General features: G+C 63.7%; 19 protein-coding genes, 1 tRNA gene and 1 pseudogene. 14 read left to right on the top strand and 7 right to left on the bottom strand.

The genetic code is table 11. The features are described from left to right. Positions 1–15 precede the first annotated feature (15 nt). The 8 genes and pseudogenes from glpX to FHS78_RS00880 all read left to right on the top strand — a co-directional run bounded on the left by glpX (position 16) and on the right by FHS78_RS00880 (position 8344). Positions 16–990: a class II fructose-bisphosphatase gene (glpX, locus tag FHS78_RS00915; RefSeq protein ID WP_167089344.1), complete on the top strand. Its 975-nt coding sequence runs from the start codon at positions 16–18 to the stop codon at positions 988–990. 185 nt (positions 991–1175) lie between these two features. Then, positions 1176–2633 (top strand): dicarboxylate/amino acid:cation symporter, encoded by a 1458-nt coding sequence (locus tag FHS78_RS00910; protein ID WP_167089343.1) that lies wholly within the window; start codon positions 1176–1178, stop codon positions 2631–2633. A gap of 242 nt (positions 2634–2875) precedes the next feature. Further along, a complete protein-coding gene (recJ, locus tag FHS78_RS00905) occupies positions 2876–4702 on the top strand; it encodes a single-stranded-DNA-specific exonuclease RecJ (RefSeq protein WP_167089342.1) in 1827 nt (608 codons plus the stop codon). 117 nt (positions 4703–4819) lie between these two features. Further along, positions 4820–4894, top strand: a tRNA-Glu gene (locus FHS78_RS00900). A gap of 97 nt (positions 4895–4991) precedes the next feature. Then, entirely contained in the window at positions 4992–5768 is a 777-nt protein-coding gene (locus FHS78_RS00895) for a hypothetical protein (protein WP_167089341.1), read from the top strand. A gap of 111 nt (positions 5769–5879) precedes the next feature. After that, positions 5880–6779 carry an alpha/beta hydrolase gene (locus FHS78_RS00890; protein WP_167089340.1) on the top strand — a complete coding sequence of 300 codons (900 nt, stop codon included), beginning with the start codon at positions 5880–5882 and terminating at the stop codon, positions 6777–6779. Between the two features lie 87 nt (positions 6780–6866). Continuing rightward, positions 6867–7058, top strand: a pseudogene (locus FHS78_RS00885) (FAD-dependent oxidoreductase); the annotation flags it as partial. Between the two features lie 473 nt (positions 7059–7531). Beyond that, positions 7532–8344: a PAS domain-containing protein gene (locus tag FHS78_RS00880; protein ID WP_167089339.1), complete on the top strand. Its 813-nt coding sequence runs from the start codon at positions 7532–7534 to the stop codon at positions 8342–8344. A 51-nt stretch (positions 8345–8395) separates the two neighbouring features. Here FHS78_RS00880 and FHS78_RS00875 read toward each other — a convergent pair whose 3' ends face one another. Continuing rightward, the gene (locus FHS78_RS00875; protein WP_167089338.1) at positions 8396–8815 is read right to left on the bottom strand and encodes a VOC family protein; all 420 of its coding nucleotides are present in this window, start codon (positions 8813–8815) and stop codon (positions 8396–8398) included. Between the two features lie 197 nt (positions 8816–9012). Between FHS78_RS00875 and FHS78_RS00870 the strand changes: the two genes are divergently transcribed. Next, positions 9013–9753 (top strand): SIR2 family NAD-dependent protein deacylase, encoded by a 741-nt coding sequence (locus FHS78_RS00870; protein WP_167089337.1) that lies wholly within the window; start codon positions 9013–9015, stop codon positions 9751–9753. 112 nt (positions 9754–9865) lie between these two features. Here the strand turns inward: FHS78_RS00870 and FHS78_RS00865 are convergent, their stop codons facing one another. Continuing rightward, the gene (locus FHS78_RS00865) at positions 9866–11875 is read right to left on the bottom strand and encodes a DEAD/DEAH box helicase (RefSeq protein ID WP_167089336.1); all 2010 of its coding nucleotides are present in this window, start codon (positions 11873–11875) and stop codon (positions 9866–9868) included. 288 nt (positions 11876–12163) lie between these two features. On the opposite strand from FHS78_RS00865, the gene FHS78_RS00860 reads away from it, so the two are divergent. From FHS78_RS00860 to FHS78_RS00845, 4 genes are all read left to right on the top strand, one after another. Further along, on the top strand, positions 12164–13150 hold the full coding sequence (locus FHS78_RS00860) for a rhamnan synthesis F family protein (protein WP_167089335.1): 987 nt from the start codon (positions 12164–12166) through the stop codon (positions 13148–13150). 393 nt (positions 13151–13543) lie between these two features. Continuing rightward, entirely contained in the window at positions 13544–14713 is a 1170-nt protein-coding gene (locus tag FHS78_RS00855) for a DNA (cytosine-5-)-methyltransferase (protein ID WP_167089334.1), read from the top strand. Beyond that, positions 14713–15471, top strand: a complete 759-nt coding sequence (locus FHS78_RS00850; protein WP_167089333.1) for a GIY-YIG nuclease family protein — start codon at positions 14713–14715, stop codon at positions 15469–15471. The genes FHS78_RS00855 and FHS78_RS00850 overlap by 1 nt, the downstream gene beginning before the upstream one ends. Then, positions 15468–15887 (top strand): very short patch repair endonuclease, encoded by a 420-nt coding sequence (locus FHS78_RS00845; RefSeq protein ID WP_167089332.1) that lies wholly within the window; start codon positions 15468–15470, stop codon positions 15885–15887. Before FHS78_RS00850 ends, FHS78_RS00845 begins: the two co-directional genes overlap by 4 nt. 3 nt (positions 15888–15890) lie before the next feature. On the opposite strand, the gene FHS78_RS00840 is transcribed toward FHS78_RS00845, so the two are convergent. Continuing rightward, complete coding sequence (locus FHS78_RS00840; protein ID WP_167089331.1) at positions 15891–16625, bottom strand: SDR family oxidoreductase; 735 nt, start codon at positions 16623–16625, stop codon at positions 15891–15893. 505 nt (positions 16626–17130) lie between these two features. On the opposite strand from FHS78_RS00840, the gene FHS78_RS00835 reads away from it, so the two are divergent. Next, on the top strand, positions 17131–18729 hold the full coding sequence (locus tag FHS78_RS00835) for an alpha-glucosidase (RefSeq protein WP_167089329.1): 1599 nt from the start codon (positions 17131–17133) through the stop codon (positions 18727–18729). Positions 18730–18930: 201 nt separating this feature from the next. Here FHS78_RS00835 and FHS78_RS00830 read toward each other — a convergent pair whose 3' ends face one another. Genes FHS78_RS00830 through FHS78_RS00815 form a run of 4 tightly spaced genes read right to left on the bottom strand, consistent with a single transcriptional unit; the run spans position 18931 to position 22782 of the window. Further along, a complete protein-coding gene (locus FHS78_RS00830) occupies positions 18931–20565 on the bottom strand; it encodes an NTP transferase domain-containing protein (RefSeq protein ID WP_167089327.1) in 1635 nt (544 codons plus the stop codon). Next, entirely contained in the window at positions 20562–21242 is a 681-nt protein-coding gene (locus FHS78_RS00825) for an XdhC family protein (protein ID WP_167089325.1), read from the bottom strand. The genes FHS78_RS00830 and FHS78_RS00825 overlap by 4 nt, the downstream gene beginning before the upstream one ends. After that, on the bottom strand, positions 21239–21595 hold the full coding sequence (locus FHS78_RS00820; RefSeq protein ID WP_246220291.1) for an XdhC family protein: 357 nt from the start codon (positions 21593–21595) through the stop codon (positions 21239–21241). Before FHS78_RS00820 ends, FHS78_RS00825 begins: the two co-directional genes overlap by 4 nt. Then, positions 21592–22782 carry a vWA domain-containing protein gene (locus FHS78_RS00815; protein WP_167089323.1) on the bottom strand — a complete coding sequence of 397 codons (1191 nt, stop codon included), beginning with the start codon at positions 22780–22782 and terminating at the stop codon, positions 21592–21594. The genes FHS78_RS00820 and FHS78_RS00815 overlap by 4 nt, the downstream gene beginning before the upstream one ends. Positions 22783–22786: the final 4 nt, after the last annotated feature.

Genomic DNA, 22786 nt, shown 5'->3' with positions numbered 1-22786 from the left:
TAGACGGGGGTCCGCATGGCGGCGAAATCTAAAGGTCTGAACAGAATGCTGGCGCTGGAGATGGCGCGCGTGACGGAACGCGCGGCTGTCATGTCGTCGCTCTGGGTAGGCCGGGGCGACGAGAAGCAGGCCGACCAGGCCGCGGTCGATGCCATGCGCAAGGAACTCAACGTCCTCGACATCGACGGCGTCGTGGTGATCGGCGAGGGCGAGCGCGACGAAGCGCCCATGCTCTACATCGGCGAGAAGGTCGGCACGGGCAAGGGACCGGCGGTCGACATCGCGCTCGATCCGCTGGAAGGCACGACGCTCACCGCCAAGGCGATGCCGAATGCGATGGCCGTGCTGGCGGCGGCGGAGGGCGGCACGCTGCTCAACGCGCCCGACACCTATATGGACAAGATCGCCATTGGCGGCGGCTATCCCAAGGGCCTTGTCGATCTCGATGCCGACCCCGTCGACAATATCCGCGCGCTCGCCAAGGAAAAGGGCGTGGCGGTGGAACAGATCACGGCCTGCATTCTCGACCGGCCGCGCCATGCCGACATCATCCGCAAGGTACGCGAGGCGGGCGCCCGGGTGCAGCTCATCACCGATGGCGACGTGGCGGGCGTGATCGCGACCACCGATCCCGATACGGGCGTCGATATCTATATGGGGCAGGGCGGCGCGCCGGAAGGCGTACTGGCGGCGGCGGCGCTGCGCTGTATCGGCGGCCAGATGCAGGGCCGTCTCGTCACCGAGAAGGAAGAGCAGAAGTCCCGCGCCGCCAAAATGGGCGTCGAGGATTTCAACAAGAAATACGAGCTTGAGGAAATGGCCTCGGGCGACGTCATCTTCGCCGCCACCGGCGTCACGCCGGGCTGGCTGCTGGACGGTATCCACAATGTGCGCGGCGGCATCACCACCCATTCCATCGTGATGCGCTCCTCCACCAAGACGGTCCGCCAGGTGAAGTCCTTCCATCCGAGCATCGAGAAGTTCAAGTAATCCTCGTCATTGCGAGGAGGCGCAGCCGACGAAGCAATCCAGCCCGTGCCGCGGGGCTCTGGATTGCTTCGCTGGCGCTCGCAATGACGCCTTCATGGAGAACCACTCCCGCCCTTTGATCTTTCTCAAGGGCCGGGGCAGCATGATCGTCTAGAAGCCGGTAACCGGAACCACAAGGCGGTGCGATGCTCGGAAAGCTCTTCTCCACGCTGGAAAACGTCTCTCCCAAGAGCCTGAAATTCCTCACCGATCCGCTCAACCGGCTGACCCGGGGCCGCCTCTGGCTGCAGGTGCTGATCGGCATGGTGCTGGGCATCGCCACCGGTCTCTTCCTCAATCCCGATTCGGGGTTCGTGTCCCTCCCGGTCGCCAATGCGCTCGGCGAATGGCTGGCGCTGCCGGGCAATCTCTTTCTCGTCTTCATCCAGATGATCGTCGTGCCGCTGATCCTGGCCTCCATCGTCAGGGGTATCGCGGCGGCGACCGATGTGCGCCAGCTCAAGAGCACCGGCATGGGGCTCGGGGTCTATTTCGTCGTCTCCACGATTGCCGCCGCCGTGCTCGGCATCGTGATCGGCCTCACGCTGAAGCCCGGCGATTATGTGGACCGCGCCGTCGCGCCGCAGGTCGAGCTTCAGGGCCCGGTCGGCGAGATGGTCGCCGCCGAGGTCGAAAAGGCGAAAGAGGATGCGAACGAGGATCCGGCGGCCCGGCTGAAGGAGCTGCCCGGCAAGATCACGGATGTGCTGCCCTCCAATCCGCTCGGCTCCATCGTTAGGGGCGACATGCTCCAGATCGTCATCTTCGCCATCGTGCTGGGGGTGGGGCTTTTGAGCGTGCCGGTGGCGTCGTCCAAGCCGCTTTTCGAGCTCCTGGGCTCGGTGCAGGAAGTCAGCATGGCCATCGTCGCCAATGTCATGCGCTTTGCGCCGGTCGCCGTGTTCGGCCTTTTGGCGCAGGTCATGATCAAGACCGGGCCGGACGTGCTGACGGGGCTTGTCGCCTATGCCGCCGTCGTCGTCTTCGGCATGCTCGTGCTGCTGGTCGCCTATCTGCTGACGGCGATGGTGCTGGGCGGTCGCTCGCCCGTCTTCATGCTGAAGGCGATCCGCGAGCCGCTGCTGCTCGGCTTCTCCACCAATTCTTCCGCCGCCACCATGCCCGTCACGGTGAAGACGGCTGAGGAAGTGCTGAAGGTGCGGCCCTCGCTCTCGCAATTCATCGTGCCGCTCGGTGCGACCATGAATATGGGCGGCACCGCGCTTTATCAGGCGCTTGCGACCATCTTCATGGCGCAGCTCTACCAGATCGACCTGCCGGCGAGCGTCCTGATCGCGCTCATCGCCACCACGGTCGGCGCCTCCATCGGCACGCCCGCCGTGCCGGGCGTCGGCATTGTGGTGCTTGCCTCGGTGCTGTCGAGCGTCGGCGTGCCGCTGACGGGGCTCGCGCTCATCATCGGCCTCGACCGCATCCTGGAGCGCTTCCGCGCCAGCCTCAACATCACGGGCGACCTCGTCGCCTGCGTGGTGATGGACCGCTGGACCAAATCCGAAACCCCGCGCGCGGAGGAAATGCGCGAAGCCGCCCGCACCGAATTCCTCCAGGAAGTGAAGAACGAGGACGTGGTGATCAGTTCGTGAGGCAAAACAACGGCGTTATCCGATAGGGCTCAGGACGGGCACCAAATGATGCTGTCACCCCGGGCTTGTCCCGGGGCCCAGGGGCCGCAAGCACTGACTCTGTTGCCCCTGGATCCCGGCACAAGGCCGGGATGACAAGGTTTTGTTTGGTGGAGAATAACGCCACACATCCATTCGACCCGGACCCCGTCCCCGCGCTATCCTCGCCCCATGCCCGACTCAACCCCCATAGCGAGCGCGCGATGAGCCTCGCCGCCCCGTCATCCGCCTCCGACCGATCCTTTCTCGGCGTGGAGCGTTCCGCGACCGGCCGCCAATGGGTGAGCCGTCTGGCCGACGACCGCCTCGCCATGGCGATCGCGCAGCGCGAGGGCCTGCCGGAGATCGTGGCGCGGGTGCTGGCCGGGCGCGGCATCGCGCCGGAGGAGGTCGCGGCCTATCTGACCCCCAGCCTCAAGACGCTGATGCCCGACCCCAGCGTGCTCGTGGACATGGACAAGGCCGCCGCCCGCGTGGCCGAGGCCGTCGCCAATGACGAGAAGGTCGCCGTCTTCGGCGATTACGATGTCGACGGCGCGACCTCCAGCGCGTTGTTGCATCGCTATTTCTCCGCGCTCGGCAAGCCCTTGCGCATCTACATCCCCGACCGGATCGACGAAGGCTATGGCCCCAACGCGCCGGCCATGAAGCGGCTGGCGGGCGAGGGAGTGAAGGTTCTCGTCACCGTCGATTGCGGCACCATGGCGCACAAGGCGCTCGGCGTTGCGAAGGACGAAGGTCTGGATACCGTCGTCCTCGACCATCATCAGGCCGAGCCCGCGCTACCGCCCGTCCATGCGCTGGTGAACCCCAACCGGCTCGACGACGAGAGCGGCCTCGGCCAGCTCGCCGCCGTGGGCGTCACCTTCCTTTTTGTCGTCGCGCTCAACCGGGCGCTGCGCCAGCGCGGTTTCTTCGAGACGCGCGACGAGCCGAACCTGATGGACTGGCTCGACATCGTCGCCCTCGGCACGGTTTGCGATGTGGTGCCGCTTCTGGGGCTCAATCGCGCGCTCGTTTCGCAGGGCTTGCGCATCATGGCGCGGCGCAAGAATATCGGCCTTACCGCGCTCGGCCAGGTCGCCCGGCTCGAAGGCGCGCCCAATCCCTATCATCTCGGTTTCCTGCTCGGCCCCCGCGTCAATGCGGGCGGGCGCGTCGGCAAGGCCGATCTCGGCGCGCGCCTGCTCACCACCGACAATGCGGACGAGGCGCGCGAACTCGCCGAAGCGCTCGACACCTTCAATGCCGAGCGGCAGGCCATCGAGGCCCGCGTGCTGGAAGAGGCGATGGCGCAGGTGGAGGAGAGGCTTTCCGCCCAGCGGCGCAACACGCCGCCGCCGCTCATCCTCGCTCATGCGGCGGGCTGGCATCCCGGCGTCATCGGCATCGTCGCAAGCCGCCTCAAGGACAAATACGAGCGCCCCACCTTCGTCGTCGCCATCGATAGCAAAGGCGAGGGCAAGGGCTCGGGCCGCTCCATCAACGGCGTCGATCTCGGCCGCGCCGTCACCGCGGCGCTGGAGGCCGGGCTTCTCGTCAATGGCGGCGGCCATGCCATGGCGGCGGGCATCACGCTGAAGGAAGACAAGCTCGCAGCGTTTGAGGATTTCCTCTCGAAGCGGCTGGAAGAGCCCGTCATGGCGGCGTCGGAATCGCGCGCCGTGCGGCTCGACGGGGCGCTTTCCCTGCGCGGCGCGACACGCGACCTTTACGAGCTTCTCCAGCAGGCCGGGCCCTATGGCGCGGGCAATTCCGAGCCGCGTTTCGCGCTCCCCTCGGTCCGGGTCGTCCGGGCCGACATCGTGGGCAAGAATCACGTCCGCTGCATCCTCAGCGCGGAGGATGGCGGGCGGCTGAAAGCCATTGCCTTCCGGGCGGCGGAATCGCCTCTGGGCGCGCTCCTGATGGACAAGGGCGCGGGCGCGCTCCATCTTGCCGGACGCCTCAAATCCGACGATTGGCAGGGCCGCCGCGACGTCCAGTTCCAGATCGAGGACGCGGTGGCCGCGCGCGATGCCGCGCCTTGAGCGAAATCTCGGAAAAACGAGGTATTTCCGGGCTTTCCGGGGCTTGCAATCCGTCCGCTGGAGCCGTATAAGGCGGCCTCGCTTGCAGATTTCCGCTGCAATGCCGCGAGCAGGTATGCGCCCTTCGTCTATCGGTTAGGACGCCAGATTTTCATTCTGGAAAGAGGGGTTCGACTCCCCTAGGGCGTACCACTCGCTTTTCTCCGAAATCTTTGCCTCTTCCCCTAGCCGGGCTCCGGCTAAGTACGCTTTAATTCCGTGAATTTCATCACGGATGCGAGGCAATGCGATGCGCGCGACACGGTTTCTGGCGGCGACCCTTTTCTCCTTCGCCCTTGGCGGCGCCACGCTGGCGCAGGCCGAGCCGACGGACATCACCGTCCGCGTTCTCAGCAAGGACGCGAAATTCATCGGCACCAGCATGGGCGGCATGCGCGTGACGCTCTCCGATGCCGAAACGGGCGAGGTGCTGGCCCAGGGCCTCACCGAAGGCGGCACCGGCAACACGAAACTCCTGATGCATGAAAGCGGCGACCGCCGCGCGCCGATGGCCGACGACAGCGCGGCGAAATTCGCCGCCACGCTCGATCTCGATGCGCCGCGCCTCATCGAGGTGGAGGCCTATGGCCCGCTCGGACATCCCGCCTCCGCGCACAGCGCCAGCGCCACGCAATGGGTCGTGCCGGGCCGCGATCTTACCGGCGGCGACGGCTGGGTGCTGGAGCTTCCCGGTTTCGTCGTGGAGCTTCAGGCCCCGGCCACGCCCATCGTCGCATCCGCCTCGGGCGAGCCCGTCGCGCTCAAAGCCAAAGTAACGATGATGTGCGGCTGCCCCATCACCCCCGGCGGCCTCTGGGATGCCGACGGCTATGAGGTGAAAGGCCTTCTCTACAAGGATGGCGAGAAAGCGGGCGAAACCCCGCTCGCCTATGCCGGCGAGACCAGCATGTTCGCCGGCGAATTGGCGACGCCTAAGCCCGGCCGCTACGAACTCGTCGTCTATGCCTATGACAAGGCCAACGGCAATACCGGCGTGGCCAGAGCGGCACTGGTCGTGGCCGAGTAGGCCACTCGGCGCGCCGGGCCGCCCACATTCCCTTACGAAATAGGGGTGGCCCCCGGGGCTTCGCATCTCGATAATGCCCGCCACTGCATTTCGAGAGGGGAGACAAGATTCATGAGTATCCAGCGCCCGCTGATCGAGTGGCTGCTTCGCTGGCAGGTGAAGGGGAAATTCAGGAAGAATCCGGACGTCCAGCTTCTGCGGCCGATCATGAAGCAGATGGAACCGCGCGTCTCCAAACTGCCGAAGGAGATCGAGGCCACGCCGCTCTCGCTGGGCGGCGTACCGGCCGAAAAGCTCACCTCGGCGGAACCGCGCCAGGACGCGGCCTTTCTCTATATTCATGGCGGCGGCTTCGTGGGCGGCTCGCCGCTCACCCATCGCCCGCTGACCTGGCGTTTCGCCCGGGACATCAACATCCCCGTCTATGCGATCGATTACCGCCTCGCGCCGGAGCATAAATATCCCGCCGGGCTGGACGATTGCGTGACCGCCTACAAGGCGCTGCTCGATATGGGCATCGCGCCCTCGGCCATTCTGGTCGGCGGCGACAGCGCGGGCGGCAACCTCACCCTGACGCTGGCCTTGCGCCTCAAGGCGGAGGGGCTGCCGCAGCCTGCCGGCCTTGTCTGCCTCTCGCCCGCGACGGACATGACCGGCAGCGGCGCGTCGCGGCAGGAAAACGCCGAGGCCGACGCGCTGTTCGTGGCCGAGATGATGGACAGCCTGGAGGCGGCCTATTGTCCGGGCGGCGACGAAAAGAATCCCTTCCTCTCGCCGCTCTTCGGCGATCTGGCCGGTCTGGCGCCGACCTTCATCCAGGTCGGCCAGAAGGAGCTGCTGCGCGACGACAGCACCCAGATGGCCGATGCGCTGCAAAAGGCGGGGGTGGAGACCACGATCGAGGTCTGGCCCAAGGTCTGGCATGTCTGGCAGCTCAATGCCGACATGCTGCCGGAAGCCCGCGAGGCGATTGCCCGTATCGTGGCGTTCGCGCGCCGGAGACTGGGCTGACCTCTCGCCGGGGACCCGCCGCTATATTGCACCCGTTTCGTCCGGGGCGTCCAATGCCGGACGCCGGAGACAGCAGGGAGCGTTTCGATGGAAAACCCTCACGGGCCTCGGACCGGAAACCGTCCGCGCGTCGTCATCGTGGGCGGCGGGTTCGGCGGGCTCGAGGCGGCGAGCGGGCTGGCGGATGCGCCCGTCGACGTCACGCTTATCGACCGGCAGAGCTATCCCTGTTTCCAGCCGCTGCTCTATCAGGTAGCAACCGCATCGCGGTCGCCTTCAGCTGGGCGTGGGAATACGTCACCTATCAGCGCCGTGCACGGCTCATCACCGGGCGGCCGGACCCGCGCATCTTTCCCGAAGACGGGGCGGGGAAGGGCGGCGGCGCCGCTCCCTGACGGGCGGCGCCATTCTCTTTCATTGACGCAACAAAGCCCCGGCCGGGCCGGAAAACGGCGGATGTGTGCGTTATCTGCAATTAATTTGGCCCTATTTCGTCTGCCTGTAATGGCGGCAGATCATTACGGCGCAGGATTTGGAAAAGATGCCCTCACGCGGCCTTTTCTTGAATTTGTTTTATTAGAAGAAATAACTCAAAGTATAACAATCGTATTGCCGTAAAATAATATGGTTACGGCGATGGCGATCAAGATGTTTCAAAAGGAGAACGGTCCGAGTTTTAATAAAACCGTAAGCCGGTCCCATAATTCTGAATCAGGGTGTCCGTTGGAATTTGGGTCGAAAAGGTGACTGAAGTGCCGGATATCATTCTTCAGGATCTGCTGGCGACGGCGGACCATGCGACGCTTGTGCTGTCCGCCGAGCGCCGGATCGTTGCGGTCAACGACAATGCGCGGCGGCTCGTCTCGCCGGGCGATCCCCATCTGGAGGGCCGGCCGCTCTCCGATGTCTGTTCGGGCGGGCTCGCGCATTTCTGCCGTCTGGTGACGAGCGCCATGGAAAGCGGCGAGGCGGTGACGGAGTGCGACGTCGCGCTCGGCATGGCGGCCTGCAAGCTCTCCGTGAAACGGGGCGAGCGCTACTGGGTGGTCCGCATCCGCGACGTGACCGTCGAACTCTCCAATCTCTACCGCCTGCGCGAGGCTGAAGCGGAAAAGGACGAGATGCGGGCGATGATGATGACCGCGCTCAACGGTCTCTCCGTCGGCATCGTGGTGATGGATACCGACAACCGGCCCGTCTATGTGAACCGGTTCGCGCGGCGTTTCGTCGGCGATCTGATGGAACGGGGGACGCCGGGCGAGTTCGCCTCCGCGGTCGGCCTGTTCGAGGCGGACGGCGTGACCCCGCTGACGCGGCAGCGCCGTGTCATCCCGCGGGCCCTGCGCGGCGAGACGGTGCGCGACGAGAAGATCGTGCTCAAGAACGAGATCACCGAGCGGTCGCTCAACATCGATTCCAATGCCGCGCCCTTCTATGACCGGGACGGAAAAATCGTCGGTGCGGTCGGCTGGTACTATCTGCGCGGCGAACTGGCCGAGGGCACGAAGCCAGCGGAATTCACCGACACCGCCAATGTCATCGAACTGATGGCCCGGGACGTCTGACGCGCGTCGGCGCTCTCCGGGGGCGGGTGCCGGGAGACCGGTCGTCCCGGTTTACCAGTGGCCGGTATTTTCCATCGAGGCCCAGGGCTCCTGCGGCGGTAGCGGCGCGCCTTCCTGCAGCAATTCGATGGAGACATTGTCGGGCGAGCGCACGAAGGCCATGCGGCCGTCGCGGGGCGGGCGGTTGATGGTGACACCCGCATCGGCGAGCTTCCGGCAGGTCTCGTAGATATTTTCCACCTGATAGGCGAGATGGCCGAAATTGCGGCCTTCGCCGAGTTCTTCCGGGTCCCAGTTCCAGGTGAGTTCGACCTGGGCTTCCTTCTGGCCGGGCGCGGCGAGGAACACCAGCGTGAAGCGGCCCTCTTCGATGTCGAAGCGGCCGATATTCTCCAGCCCCAGCTTGTTCACGTAGAAATCCAGCGAAGCGTCGAGGTCGCTGACGCGCACCATGGTGTGCAGGTATTTCATAGCGGTTCTCCGTTGGCTTTTCCCTGTTTCGTCATGCCCCGCTTCATGCGGGGCATCCACGTCTTGGCGGCAACGAAGGAAGACGTGGATGGCCCGGACAAGCCGGGCCATGACGGCCGGAAATAGGCCCTGCATTGAAATTCGGTTCCTGAGCCCGCATGATTCACGTCGATACGCGAAAGTCAAAGGGAACGAACATGAACGAGCTGAAGCGCGCCATAGCGGAGGCGCATCGCATTGTGGCCTTCACGGGCGCGGGCATCAGCACGGAGTCGGGCATTCCCGATTTCCGCTCGCCCGGCGGCATCTGGACGAAGATGGCGCCCATCTATTTCGACGATTTCATCTCATCCGACGAAATGCGGCGCGAAGCCTGGCGGCGGAAATTCGCCATGGATGAGAGCTTCGCAAAGGCCATGCCGAACAAGGGCCATATGGCGCTCGCCAAGCTCGCCGACGAGGGCCGCATCAGCCACATCATCACGCAGAATATCGACAATCTGCATCAGGATTCCGGCGTGCCCGACGACAAGGTGATCGAGCTGCACGGCAACACGACCTATGCCAGATGCCTCGACTGCCGCGAGCGCTACGAGCTTGAACCGTTGCGCGCCGCCTTCGAGGAAACGGGCGAGGCGCCGCTCTGCGTCTCCTGCGGCGGCTATGTGAAGACGGCGACGATTTCCTTCGGCCAGGCCATGCCGGAGGCGGAGATGGAGCGCGCGCATGAGGCGACGCTTCTCTGCGATCTCTTCATCGCCATCGGTTCGTCGCTGCAGGTCTATCCGGCGGCGGGCTTTCCGATCCTCGCCAAACGGAACGGCGCGCGGCTCGTCATTATCAATCGCGATCCGACCGAGCTCGACGAGATCGCGGATCTCGTCATCAACGACGAGATCGGCGCCACGCTCGGTCCCGTCGCGATGCTGAATATGTAACAAGGGATGCCGTCGTCCCGGCACTTGTTGCCGGGACCCATTGGCATTGCGGCGACCGGAGGGGAGTGGATCCCGGGGACGAGCCCCGGGATGACACATGAAGAGGAATGCCTCACCCCTTCTTTTGCGGCTTCCCTTTGGGCTTTCCCTTTGCGGCCTTGTTTCCGGTATTGGCCTTGGCAAAATTCGATTTGCCGAACTTCGCCTTCGCCGCCTTCGACGGGCCGCCGGCCTTGCCCTTGAAGCCGCCCGGCTTTCTGGGGCCGGGTTTCTTCTTGCCCTTCGGTTTCGCAGGTGCTGCGCCTGTGCCGCTGGCCTCGTCCGCATAGCCGGCAAAGGGGTTCGCCTTCGGCGCGACGGCGCCTTCGGGCGGCTTCGGCCTTGCGCGATGCGTCGCCTCGGGCTTGCCCGCATATTTCTTCGTCGATTTCTTTTTGGGCTTCTTCGGCGGCGGCGCATTGCGCGGCGGTTCGTGATGCCGCCCTTCATGCGAGGGGGCTTCCGGCGCGTCCTCGTCGAGGCGCGAGACGCGGATGCTCTTTTCGAGCGTCATGTTGTCGCCGAGCCCGGCGAGGAAGGCGTCCGCCGCGCCGGTGGCGACTTCCACATGGGTCTCGTCGGCCTGAATGCGGATCGCGCCGATATCGCGCTTCGTCAGATCGCCTGCGCGGCAGATCATCGGCAGGAGCCAGCGCGGTTCGGCATTCTGCTTGCGGCCCACCGACAGGCGGAACCACACCGCCTCGCCGAAGGGCTGGCGTTCCTTCTTCTCGCGCGGCTCCCGGCGCTCGCCGCGTTCGGGCCGCTCGGCGATCGGCTGCACGTCTTCCGGCGCGGATTTGCCTTCGCGCGCCAGCCGCATGAAGCCGGCGGCGAGCCCTTCGGCGCCATGCTTTTCCAGCAGCGCCTCCACCATGGCGCGCTCCTCCTCGCTCACCGGTTCGGCGAGCAGCGGATGGGCGAGCAGGCGGTCATTGTCGCGTTCCATCACGGCCTGCGCGGAAGGCGGCGGCGTCCAGTCGGCATTGATTTTCGCCATGCGCAACAGGCGTTCGGCGCGCCGCCGCGCATTCACCGGCACGATGAGCGCGGAGACGCCCTTGCGGCCCGCGCGGCCCGTCCGGCCGGAGCGGTGCAGCAGCGTTTCGGGATTGGTCGGCAGGTCGGCATGGATCACGAGTTCCAGCCCCGGCAGGTCGATGCCGCGCGCGGCGACATCGGTCGCGACGCAGACGCGGGCGCGCCCGTCGCGCATGGCCTGCAATGCGTGCGTCCGCTCGCTCTGGCTCAGCTCGCCCGACAGCGCCACCACCGAAAAGCCGCGATTGTTGAGCCGCGCCGTCAGATGGTTCACCGCCGCGCGCGTCGAACAGAAGACGAGCGCATTGCGCGCCTCGTGAAAGCGCAGCACATTGATGATGGCGTGTTCGCGGTCATGCGGCGCGACCGTCATCGCCTGATAGTCGATATCGGCATGCTGTTCGCGCTCGGCGGTCGTGGTGATACGCACTGCGTCGCGCTGATAGTTTTTCGCCAGCGTCGCGATGGCGCGCGGCACGGTCGCGGAAAACATCAGGGTACGGCGCGTTTCCGGCGCGCTGCCCAGGATGAATTCCAGGTCTTCGCGGAAGCCGAGATCGAGCATCTCGTCCGCCTCGTCGAGCACCACGGCGCGAAGGGCGGACATGTCGAGCGAATGGCGTTCGATATGATCGCGCAGCCGCCCCGGCGTACCGACCACGATATGAGCGCCGCGTTCCAGCGCCCGCCGCTCGGTCCGCATATCCATGCCGCCCACGCAGGAGGCGATGGCGGCACCCGTCGGCTCGTAAAGCCAGTCCAGTTCGCGCTTCACCTGCAGCGCCAGTTCGCGCGTCGGCGCGATGGCGAGTGCCAGCGGTGCGCCTGCGCGCGGGAAATAGTGCTCGTCGCCCAGCAGGGTCGGTGCCAGCGTCAGGCCGAAGGCCACCGTCTTGCCGGAGCCGGTCTGGGCGGAGACGAGCGCATCGGCATCCGCCATCTCGGGCGCCAGCACGGCCTGCTGCACGGGGGTAAGCGTTTCATAGCCGCGCTTTTCCAAAGCGGCGGCAAGCGGGGGAAAAATCCCCTCGAAATTCGTCATGTCGGGTCTTTCGGAACGGGGTGCCCGCCGGGCGCGGCCGCCTTTTCAGGCCAGGGCGCGCGCGGGGGGCGGGGCGAGCCGCTGTTCCTAGAGGTTTGCGGGGCTTTTGTATAGGGGCGAGGCCCCCGAAGGTGTCGCCGGAACGGCCCGGTGCCGTTGCGGCAGCCCGTGCCGCGGGCCCCATGACGCCCGCTCACGCGCGCCATTCCGGGAATATCCGGCATGTCTTCTCGATTCCGGACTGCTACCCTTGAGCGAAGATAGATTCTGAGTCGGCGGTCGGTCGCGATGCTGGCTGAGGGCCATCGCGTGGAACTGGAGAACATGGGAAAGAAAGGCCTGCGGCGCCGCCTCGATACATTCCTGCACGGAAAAACGACGGACAGGCGGAAGGCCCGGCTGTTCCGGCGCTCGACTACGGGGTCGCTGAAACTCATCCGCCGGGGGCCCATCGGCGCGCGGATCGCGTTTATTTCCACCTTCTGGCCCGGCGGCAACGGTCGCCTCACGCCTTTCGCGCTGGCCGCCGCCCTGGCCGGGGTCGGGTTCTCGCCCGTCCTCATCGTCACGGCCGGCCGGATGCCGGATTTCGATGCCGTCTTCGCGAAACTGGCCGGGGAGGGCGCGCCCCTCGGCGATGCGACGGTCGTCTGGCGGCGGAATCTCGGACGGGATTTCGGCGGCTACAAGGACGCCTTTCACTTCTTCGGCGACGAGCTGTCGGCGGCGGAGCGCGTCTTTCTCGGCAATGACGGCCTGATCGGCCCGCTTTTCCCCTCCGACTATTTCCAGCGCCTGCAACAGAGCGGCCCGGGGCTTTGGGGCGCGACGGAATCCTTCGACCATGCCTATCACCTGCAAAGCTCGCATCTGCTCTTTTCCGGGCGGGACGCGGTGGAGGCGGCGCGGGCGTTTTTCAGGCAATATGATTTCTACGATCACCGCGCGAATGTCATCCGCTATGGCGAGCTGGAACTCAGCCAGTGGTTCGTCGAGCGGCATATTCCGGTCACGCCCTATTATCCGGCGGAGCTCCTCGCGGCGGAAAAGAAATGCGATACCGTCAGCGGGCGAAAGCAGGGCGCGTGGTACGCGCTCAATGCGCAGCACTATTATTTCGACACGCTGATGTCTCTGGGCTGCCCCTTCGTCAAGCGCGAGCTGCTCGCCCTCAATCCGCTGCAATTGCCCGATCTCTACGAGCGGGTGTTCGCGCAGATGGAGCAAAGAGGCCAGAGCGCCGACCTCCTGTACCGCCACCTCCGGCCCCTGTAAGGCGCGCGCCGCCTCATAGTGTCACCCCGGCCCTCCTTGCTTACGAAGGTGGCCGGGACCCCCTCGCATCCACCACATGCCGCGGCCGCCAATGGGTCCCGGTAACGAGCGCCGGGACGACACTTGATGTTTTGGCTTCTTCGGAAACCCGAAAGAGGGCTGTCATCCCCCAAAGCCTCGGTCTCCTCATATGCGGGGAGGGGGGAGTGGAGTTTTGACAAAATTTTGCACTAGATTTCCGGGAACAAATAGTGAACTATCTCGGCCGCGCTGTAACACGTTGTGCAAATTGTCTCCAAATGTTGTGCCGGACCAATGTTCTGCCCGAGACATTTGGATTGAGATACCGCTGCGAGTCGGCCAAATTCATATCAATTGCATGGAGGCAAAAGGGTGAAATCCAGCGTCGAGTTGTTCACTGGCTGTGGCGGGCTTGCTCTGGGAATATCTCGGGCAGGCTTTCGCTCGCAGCGGATGGTCGAGTGGGACCGGCATTCCGTAGCGAATGTTCAGCACAATGTGGATAGAAAAATCACCCATGTGGCTGATTGGCCGATTCATCAGGAAGATGTGCGCGCTGTTGATTGGTCGAGATACGGTGATATCGACCTTGTCGCTGGTGGCCCCCCGTGTCAGCCGTTTTCCATTGGTGGGCGCCATCGTGGGCATGAAGATGATCGCGATATGTGGCCTGAGGCTGTCAGAGCTGTTGGTGAGATCGAACCTCGTGCTTTCATTTTTGAGAATGTGCGTGGACTCACACGCGTGGCGTTTTCTGATTATTTAGATTGGATTCTGAATGCACTCGCGCATCCGACAAATCGGCTTCGCGATGGTGAGAGTCGAGGGGAACATCTTTCACGTTTAAAAAGACACTCCAACAGTCTTTACCGTGTAGCTTTGACCAAGGTGAATGCGGCGGATTACGGCGCGGCTCAAAAAAGGCATCGGGTGATCATAGTTGGTGTGCATCGAGATCTGGATGCTTTGCCCCCTAAATTGAAAGCGACTCATTCTCGCGAGCGTTTGCTCTGGGATCAATGGGTGACTGGTGAATATTGGGAGAGGCACGGAGTTAGGCCGCCGAGGAGCGGACCGGCGAAAAGTGATATTGCGACGGTCCGTCGGTTGAAGCAGGGCATGATCGTGCCAGATGGGAATCCTTGGCGAACGGTGCGCGATGCTATCTGGGATTTGGGTGAACCCGGAACCGGTGATTGGACAAACCACGTGTTGCAGCCGGGAGCAAAGTCTTATCCAGGCCACACCGGTAGTCCTCTCGATATGCCTGCGAAGGCTTTGAAGGCAGGCGTGCATGGTGTCCCAGGAGGGGAGAACATGCTTGCCTTGGAAAAAGGTAAGGTTCGTTATCTTACGGTTCGCGAAGCGGCGCGGCTTCAAGGTTTGCCGGATGACTATGAATTTGTTGGTTCGTGGTCTGAGAATATGCGGCAGCTGGGAAATGCTGTGCCCACAGAACTTTCCGAGGCTGTGGCTCATCTTGTAGGAGATGTCGTCAACAACAACTCTTCCTTGAAGTCGATGAGAAAAAGAGCGGCTTGATGAAGGGCTACGGCGAGTTTGAACTGGATATTCCTAGCGTTATGAGGGAGCAGTTGCCGCGCTTCTTTTCTAACCTAGAAATAGAAACTTTGAACTTGGAGAACATTGGAAAAATTCCGGAGGGCGCACAAGGCGCATACTTATTGTTTCTCCGTGATGAACTTGTCTACGTAGGAAAAACTGATGCTCAGGCAGGGTTTCGAAATCGGCTAACGAGACACTTTAATAGTATTCAGCATAGGCATAATCTCCTTCCCAAGGAGGTCGGGTTTAAGGCAACAAGGATATTTGTCTTTTCGACCTTTGATATAGAAACAATGTTGATTGAAGAATATTCACGGCACTACGAATTGCGCCCCGCTTGGAATTTTAGTGGTTTTGGTTCGAATGACCCCGGACACAATCGCGAAAATCAACATCCCGCTCAGTTCGATTTGGATTATCCAATCGACATAGACCGCCCAATTGAATTTTTGCCTCCTGGCCAGCACACCCTCGTGGACGTGGCAAAGGAATTGAAGTCCTATCTTCCCTATCTTTTTCGATACGAAGGAGCGCGTGGAGAAGGGCATCCGGATATGCAGAATCTAGAAATTGTAATTCCGGCTGAAACAGTAACGATGCGAGATGTGTTGAAGTTGATTCTTGATGCACTTCCTCCTAGCTGGCAGGCAACTGTTCTTCCTAGTAGGGTAATTTTATATCGCGAAAATAGAACTTATCAGGCGCAAGCTGAAATATTGCGTCGGGAATTTTGACTCAACGAACCACCCCTGAGCGAAGCGCGCAAATGGCGCGCGTCCGATCTAAGAATACGAAGCCTGAGCTTGTGGTCAGGAAATTAGCCCACTCGCTCGGCTACAGATATAGACTTAATCGTCGCGATTTGCCGGGTACTCCGGATCTAGTATTTCCTCGGCTTAAGAAAATCATTTTCGTTCACGGTTGCTTTTGGCACCAGCATAAAGACGCTAATTGTTGGCGAAGCCGAATTCCGAAAACGAGGCAAGACTTTTGGATACCTAAACTTCAAGGCAATGTCGCGCGGGATACCAGATCGCAAGATGAGTTGCGGCGAATGGGGTGGGACGTCTTAGTTGTTTGGGAGTGCGAAACAACGCCATCTCAGATAGATAAACTTAAAGAGACGATCTCAGATTTTCTTTCGCATTAGTATTCACCGCGCATTCGCCCAACCGCCTGAGAACCCGATCACCTGACCCGTCACGAAGCCGCTTTCCTCGCCCGCGAGGTAGGAGACGAGGGCGGCGGCTTCTTCCGGTTCGCCGAGGCGGTTCAGCGGAATGTTTTTCAAAATCTTCGCGGCCTTCGTTTCGTCGGCCATCAGTTCCGGCGGGAAGTAGTCGGGGTTCGACACGAAGTTCGCCGCCACCGCGTTCACCGACACGTTGAAGGGTGCGAGTTCCTTGGAGAGCGCCACGGCGAGCGCGTTCGCCGCGCCGCGCGCCGCGCAATACATGGAATAGTTGGCGAGCCCGTTCATGGGCGCGGCCGACGACATGATGACGATGCGGCCTTCCTTGCGCGCCTTCATGTGTTTCGCGGCGGCGCGCGTTACCCGGAAGCATTTGAAGACCAGCGCCTCGAAGCCCGCTTCGAGGTCGTCATCCGCGAAGGCGTCGATCGTCGCGCGGATCGCGGGGAAGGCGTCGTTGTTCACCAGCACGTCGAGCTTGCCTTCCGCGGCGATCACCTCGGCCACGGCCTTTTCCGGGTCGGTTTCGGCAAGCGTTTTCACGCCGGGCGCGCGCTCCTCGAAGGCGGCGCGGGCGGCGGCGTCGCCAAAGCCCGCATCCGTGCCGTAGACCGCGCAGCCATCCGCGATCAGCCGCCGGGCCGCGGGCGCGCCGACGAAATGGGCGATATCGGTGATGAGCACGCTGCGTGCCATGAGGGCCTCCCGGTTTTGCGTCCGTCATGCTTCGAGACGAGCCTGACGGCTCTCCTCAGCATGAGGTCGTTATTTATACGGTCCTCATCCTGAGGAGGCGCGTTCGCGCCGTCTCGAAGGATGATTCAATGTTCCGGCCAGTGTCGCGCCGGGAAGTGGACCGCGCAAGGCGGCAGCTAAACCTTCAGTGTCATCCCGGCGAAAGCCGGGACCCAATCCACGTCTCAGCAATTTGCAGAGCGAGTAGATTCGGGACCTCGGCCTCCGCCGGGGCAGGCAGGTCCCCGGATGAGAGCCCTTTGTATTTTCCGAAAACCCAAAAACTCAGTGTCGTCCCGGCACTCGTTGCCGGGACCCAATGGCGGCTGCGGCGAGCGGCTGATGCGAGTGGGTCCCGGCTTTCGCCGGGATGACATCCGAGAGAGGGGGAGGCACCCCCGCCTTGCCACCTTCCCCGCGCCCATGCACTCTGTCGCAAAGCAAAAAGCGCAGGGGAGAGCGGCGCATGGCGGTTCAGGGCGAAGCGGGGGACTGGTGGAAAGGCGCGGTCGTCTATCAGATCTATCCGCGCAGTTTTCTCGACACGAATGGCGACGGCATCGGCGATCTTGCCGGCATCGAGCGCAAGCTCGACCATATTGCCGGGCTCGGCGCGGACGCCGTCTGGCTTTCGCCTATCTATCCCACGCCCAATCGCGATTTCGGCTATGACATTTCCGACTATGTCGGCATCGCGCCGGAAATGGGCACGCTGGACGATTTCGACCGTCTGCTCGCCGCCGCGCATGCGCGCGGGCTGAAGCTCATTCTCGATCAGGTGTTGAGCCATACCTCCGACCAGCATCCGTGGTTTCTCGAAAGCCAGCTCTCGAAGGACAACGAAAAATCCGACTGGTATGTCTGGGCGGAGGCGAAGGAAGACGGCACCGTGCCGAACAACTGGCTGTCGGCCTTTGGCGGGCCCGCCTGGTCGTGGCACCCGCTCAGGCGGCAATATTACTTCCACAAATTTTTAAAGCAGCAGCCCAAGCTCAATTTCCACAATCCGGATGTCGTCGCCGCCTGCATGGATGTGTTGCGCTTCTGGCTCGACCGGGGCGTGGACGGGTTCCGCCTCGACGTGGCGAACAGCTATGTCCACGATCCTCAGTTGGCGGATAATCCGCCGGTGCCGCGCGAGGAACGCAGCTTTCTCGACTGGGCCCATGCGCCGCGCCTGCAGCAGCATGTTCACGACGCCAACACGCCGGAAAACGAATGGGCCATGCGCGAGGTGCGCAAGGTGATGGACGAGTATGAAGGCCGCTTCGCCTTCGGCGAGTTTTCCGAGCGGCCGGAAATGCTGGGTGCCTATACGGGCCCCGAACATCTCCACAGTGCCTATACCTTCGCCTTCATCGAAGACTTCATGTTCCAGCCGCCGCTCTTCCGCGACTATTACGAGAAGCTGCTGGCGGCGCTGCCGGACCTCACGCCCTGCGTGACCTTTTCCAATCACGATGTCGTCCGTCCCGTCACCCGCTGGGGCGGGGGGCAAGGCGACGATGCGCTGGCGACGCTCGCGCTGACGCTGCTCCTGTCGCTCAAGGGCACGGTGCTGATGTATCAGGGCGAGGAGCTGGGCCTGCCGGAGGTGGATCTGGAAGAGAAGGACATTCACGATCCCGTCGGCGATCTCTATTTCCCCTGGGCCAAGGGGCGCGACGGTTGCCGCACGCCGATGCCCTGGGCGGCGAAGGGCGCGCCCTGGCTGCCGATCCCGGATTATCACCGCGAGCGCGCGGTGGACGTTCAGGCGGCGGATGTGGGAAGCGTGCTCGCCCATGCCCGTGCCGTCGTCGCGATGCGCCATGCGAACCCGGCGCTCATGGGCGGGGATATTTCCTTCCTCGACACCGAAGGCAGTGTGCTCGCCTTCACGCGAGACGGGGGCGGGGAAAAGATTCTCTGCGTCTTCAATCTCGGCAAGACCGACGAGGCGCGCTTCGCGCTGCCGGACGGTCTGTCGATTGCCGGGGACATCCTTTCGCTCGCCGGGGCCGCCTCGTCGGGCGGCGCGGTCGCGCTGCCGCCGCGCGGGGCGTATCTCGCCAGGGTCGAGTGAGGGGAGGCGGGGATAATCCATCCTTCGAGACGGACCTTGCGGTCCTCCTCAGGATGAGGGCCCAAGAGACGACCTCATCCTGAGGAGCGGCGAAGCCGCGTCTCGAAGGATGGCGACCTTCTCCGGAGGCTCGGGACGAACCTCTCCCAACCTCACTTCAATCTCACCCGAACCTCACTTTAATCTCACCGAAAGCATGCTTCATTCATGCCCTTGGGCTTTCCGGCGGCGTGCCTCCAGCGAGGTCATGAGGTCGATATCCTTCAGCGTCGCATCGTCGGGCATGGGCACTTCGGCGATCTCCTCGGCATGGGTGGCGAAGAGCTGTTTTGCGCCGGTATCGCCCGTAAGACCTTGAATTTCTTCAAAATATTCCGCGCCCCAGAGCACCGGGTTGCCGCGTTTGCCTTCCCAGGTCGGCACGCAGATGGCGCGGCCTTCCTCCGGGTCGAAGGCCGCGATCAGCCGGTCGATATGCGCCGCCGTCACGTCCGGCATGTCGCCCAGCAGCACCACCGCGCCGTCCACCGCATCCGGCAGCGCCGCAATTCCCGCTTTCAGCGATGTGCTAAGTCCTTGATCGTATTCGGGGTTTTCGATCACCCCCACATCGCGCGCGCCAAGCGCGGCCTCCACCTTGTCCCGCTCATGCCCGGTCACCACGACGATTTTCGACACCCCGGCTGTCAAAGCAGCGTCCGCCGCCCGCGCCACCATCGGGTCTCCATCCACCTCTTCGGTGAGCTTATTCACCGCGCCCATCCGGGTGGATTTGCCCGCCGCGAGGATGATCGCCGCGATTTTCGGCGCGGAACCGGCGGATTTCCGCGGGTTTCCGGCGCGCGGCTGGGGCCGGGTCGCGATCTCTTTCAAGAGGCCGCCACCGCCCATCAGCATGATGTCCTTCGGTTCCACCCTGAGCCCGGCGAGGATCCGCGCCAATACCCAGTCGAAGCCGTTGAGCTTCGGCGAGCGCGCGCAGCCCGGCAGGCCGATCACCGGCGTTTGTCCGTGGGCGGCCAGCAGCAGCAGGTTGCCGGGGTCCACCGGCATCCCGAAATGCTCTATTTCTCCGCCACTTAGCTCGATCCCGGCCGGCACCACGTCGCGCCGGTCCACCGTCGCCGAGGCGCCGAAAACGAGGATCGGCGACAGCCCGTCGGCCAGCAATTCGCTGACCGCCGCGCTCACTTCGCGCTCGTCATGGCCGCAGCGGATTTCCCGCGCGATTTCGGAGCCCATGCCCGCCAGCCGCTCGTCCAGCACGCCCCGCGTCTTGTCGAGCACGCTTTCCTTCGTATCCGGCAACCTCGTTGCCACAAGCCCCGCCTTGTGCGGCCTGAAAGCGTGGAGATGGAGCAGGGGCCCCGGCTCGCCCGCGCGTTTCAGCGCCAGGCGCAGGCTTTCGCGCGGCGCGGCAAAGGGGATGATCTTCACCGTCGCCACCATCTGCGCCGCATGCACCCGCGAAAACGGCTCCAGCGTCGCCAGCGTGACCGCCTCGTCCACGATGTTGATATGGTCGAGCCGGTGCCGGTCGATCTCGAGCACGCCGTCCGCATCGGCAAAGAGGTTCGCCCGGCCGGTAAAGGACTCGCCCGCGCGAATGCCGGGGCCGCAGAGCGCTGTGGCGAGTTCGCGCGCGGCCTCGTCCTCCGGCACGTCGTCCGGGCCGTATTGCGCCACGATAACCTCTTGAAATCCTGCCTCTTTCAGCGCCGTCACATCGTCCGCGCTCAGGATCCGGCCCTTCTTGAAAGTGGTGCCGCCCACCTTCTGCGAGTGCGCCAGCACCGCGCCTTCGGCCTCGTCCGGCGCAACCGGGCCGAACCTCATGTCCTCAGCCTTTCGGTCATCTCGGCCATGATGGAGATGGCGATTTCCGCCGGGCTCCGCGCACCGATATTGAGCCCCACCGGCCCGTGAATGCGGGCAATCTCGTTGTCGCTGAAGCCCGCCTCCGTCAGCCGTTCCACGCGGCTCCCATGCGTCTTTCGGCTTCCCAGTGCGCCGATATAAAAGCAGGGGCTTTTGAGCGCCGCATGAAGCCCGGGATCGTCGAGCTTCGGATCGTGGGTGAGGGTGACGACCGCCGTGCGCGTGTCGAGGTCGATTGTCTCCATCGCCTCGTCCGGCCAGTCGGTGACGAGCGTTACCCCCGGAAAGCGTTCTTCGGAGGCGAAGGCCGTGCGCGGGTCGATCACGGTCACGTCGTAATTGGCGAGTTCGGCGATTTTCGCCAGCGGCTGCGCGATGTGAACGGCGCCGAGGATGACGAGCCGCAGCGGCGGGTTGAACGGATTGAGGAACCAGTCTTCCCCGTCAGGGTCCGCCTGGACGCGTCCCTTGTCGGCGCGCAGCACTTCAGAAACCGCTTCAACAAGCCAGTTTTCTGTTTGTGTATCAGTTTGATACACAAGTTTTTCAACCCCATCGCTCAGGCGGGTTGCCAGCACGGCGGGGCGCTTTTCGGCGCGGGCGCGGACCAGCTCCTCGAGGATTTCCGCCTTCATGCGTTCCCCTCGACCGGTTCGATCATGACGCGGATGCGCCCGCCGCAGGCAAGCCCCACTTCCCAGGCGCGGGCGTCGGAGACGCCATATTCCACGATCTCCGCCGTTCCGCCGTCGAGCTTGTCGAGCGCGCGCGTCACCACATCGCCCTCGATACAGCCGCCGGAAACCGACCCCGTGAAGGTCGCATCGTCGCGGATCGCGAGCTGGCTCCCCACGGGCCGGGGCGCGGAACCCCAAGTCTCGATCACGGTCGCGAGCGCCACCTTGTGGCCGTCCTTCATCCAGGCGGCGGCCTGTTCCAGCACCTTGTCGTGGTCCATTTCGCGCGCGCTTTTCGAGGTATCGCTCATGCCGCTTTCTTTCCTGTTTTCGCCCGGTCCGGCTCGCCGGAAAGCGCTTCCACCAGCGCCGTCAGCGACTTGATGTTATGGACCGGCCGGAACTCGTCCACATGGGGCAGCAGCGCCCTGATCCCCAGTGATTTCGGTTCGAAGCCGTCATAGCGCAAGAGGGGATTAAGCCAGATAAGCCGCTTTGTCTGCCGATGCAGCCGCGTGATCTCGGGTTCCACGCCGTCGCCGGCCTCCCGGTCGAGGCCGTCCGTCACCAGCAGCACGACCGCGCCCTGGCCCAGCACGCGCCGCGCCCAGTCCACATTGAAGCGATGCAGCGTCTCGCCGATCCGTGTGCCGCCGTCCCAGTCGTCCACGGCCTGCGTCACGCGCTCGATGGCCTCGTCGATGTCGCGGTGGCGCAGTTCGCGCGTCACATTGGTCAGCCGCGTCCCGAAAAGGAAGACATGCACCCGGTCCCGGGCATTGGTCAGCGCATGCAGGAAATGCAGGAAAACCCGTGCATAAACGGACATGGAGCCGGAAATATCGCACAGCACGACCAGCGGCGGGCGGCGTGTGCGGTAGTCGCGCCGCTTCAGCGGAATGATGCCGCTGGTGCGCAAGCTCGCCCGCATGGTGGCGCGCATATCCACGAGCTGGCCGCGTACCGCCGCGCGTGTCCGCCGCGTCCGGCTTTCGTCGAGCGGCAGGCGCAGCCTTGCAATGGCCGCGCGCGCCTCGGCGAGTTCGGCTGCCGACATCTGCTCGAAATCCTTGGTTCGCAGCACTTCCTGCGCGGAAAAGGTCTCGCTCGCATCGACGTCGATATCGGGCTCCTCGGTCGCCTCCATATCGTTCTGGCCGAACAAAGCTTCGGCGAGGCGGCGGCTCGTTTCCTCGCGCGTCTCGTCGGTGCTTTCGATTTCCGGCAGCATCATCGACATCATGCGGTCGATGAGTTTCGGATCGCGCCAGAAGACGTGGAAGGCCTGATCGAAAAGCTCGTGATGCTCGTGCCGTTTCACCAATGTCGCATGCAGCGTCCAGTAGAAATCCTCGCGTCGCGTCAGCCCTGCGGCCTGCACCGCTTCGATGGCCTCGATCACCTGCCGGGGGCCGGCGGGCATGCCGGCGCGGCGCAGCACGCGGGCGAAATGGACGATGTTTTCGGCGAGGCGGCCTTCCGGCTGAGGCTCTGCCATGGCG

The organism is Parvibaculum indicum (assembly GCF_011762095.1).
Lineage (GTDB): Bacteria > Pseudomonadota > Alphaproteobacteria > Parvibaculales > Parvibaculaceae > Parvibaculum > Parvibaculum indicum.
Note: the sequence above shows the minus strand (reverse complement) of the source record. Positions and strands in the feature narration are given on the sequence as shown.

What these genes read in the sequence shown, in the direction of transcription:
- FHS78_RS00815 (WP_167089323.1), bottom strand. Translation starts at nt 22,782, where the DNA reads ATGGCAGAGCCTCAGCCGGAAGGCCGCCTCGCCGAAAACATCGTCCAT.
- recJ (WP_167089342.1), top strand. Translation starts at nt 2,876, where the DNA reads ATGAGCCTCGCCGCCCCGTCATCCGCCTCCGACCGATCCTTTCTCGGC.
- FHS78_RS00840 (WP_167089331.1), bottom strand. Translation starts at nt 16,625, where the DNA reads ATGGCACGCAGCGTGCTCATCACCGATATCGCCCATTTCGTCGGCGCG.
- FHS78_RS00830 (WP_167089327.1), bottom strand. Translation starts at nt 20,565, where the DNA reads ATGAGGTTCGGCCCGGTTGCGCCGGACGAGGCCGAAGGCGCGGTGCTG.
- FHS78_RS00875 (WP_167089338.1), bottom strand. Translation starts at nt 8,815, where the DNA reads ATGAAATACCTGCACACCATGGTGCGCGTCAGCGACCTCGACGCTTCG.
- FHS78_RS00850 (WP_167089333.1), top strand. Translation starts at nt 14,713, where the DNA reads ATGAAGGGCTACGGCGAGTTTGAACTGGATATTCCTAGCGTTATGAGG.
- glpX (WP_167089344.1), top strand. Translation starts at nt 16, where the DNA reads ATGGCGGCGAAATCTAAAGGTCTGAACAGAATGCTGGCGCTGGAGATG.
- FHS78_RS00910 (WP_167089343.1), top strand. Translation starts at nt 1,176, where the DNA reads ATGCTCGGAAAGCTCTTCTCCACGCTGGAAAACGTCTCTCCCAAGAGC.
- FHS78_RS00835 (WP_167089329.1), top strand. Translation starts at nt 17,131, where the DNA reads ATGGCGGTTCAGGGCGAAGCGGGGGACTGGTGGAAAGGCGCGGTCGTC.
- FHS78_RS00825 (WP_167089325.1), bottom strand. Translation starts at nt 21,242, where the DNA reads ATGAAGGCGGAAATCCTCGAGGAGCTGGTCCGCGCCCGCGCCGAAAAG.
- FHS78_RS00860 (WP_167089335.1), top strand. Translation starts at nt 12,164, where the DNA reads ATGCTGGCTGAGGGCCATCGCGTGGAACTGGAGAACATGGGAAAGAAA.
- FHS78_RS00890 (WP_167089340.1), top strand. Translation starts at nt 5,880, where the DNA reads ATGAGTATCCAGCGCCCGCTGATCGAGTGGCTGCTTCGCTGGCAGGTG.
- FHS78_RS00865 (WP_167089336.1), bottom strand. Translation starts at nt 11,875, where the DNA reads ATGACGAATTTCGAGGGGATTTTTCCCCCGCTTGCCGCCGCTTTGGAA.
- FHS78_RS00870 (WP_167089337.1), top strand. Translation starts at nt 9,013, where the DNA reads ATGAACGAGCTGAAGCGCGCCATAGCGGAGGCGCATCGCATTGTGGCC.
- FHS78_RS00820 (WP_246220291.1), bottom strand. Translation starts at nt 21,595, where the DNA reads ATGAGCGATACCTCGAAAAGCGCGCGCGAAATGGACCACGACAAGGTG.
- FHS78_RS00895 (WP_167089341.1), top strand. Translation starts at nt 4,992, where the DNA reads ATGCGCGCGACACGGTTTCTGGCGGCGACCCTTTTCTCCTTCGCCCTT.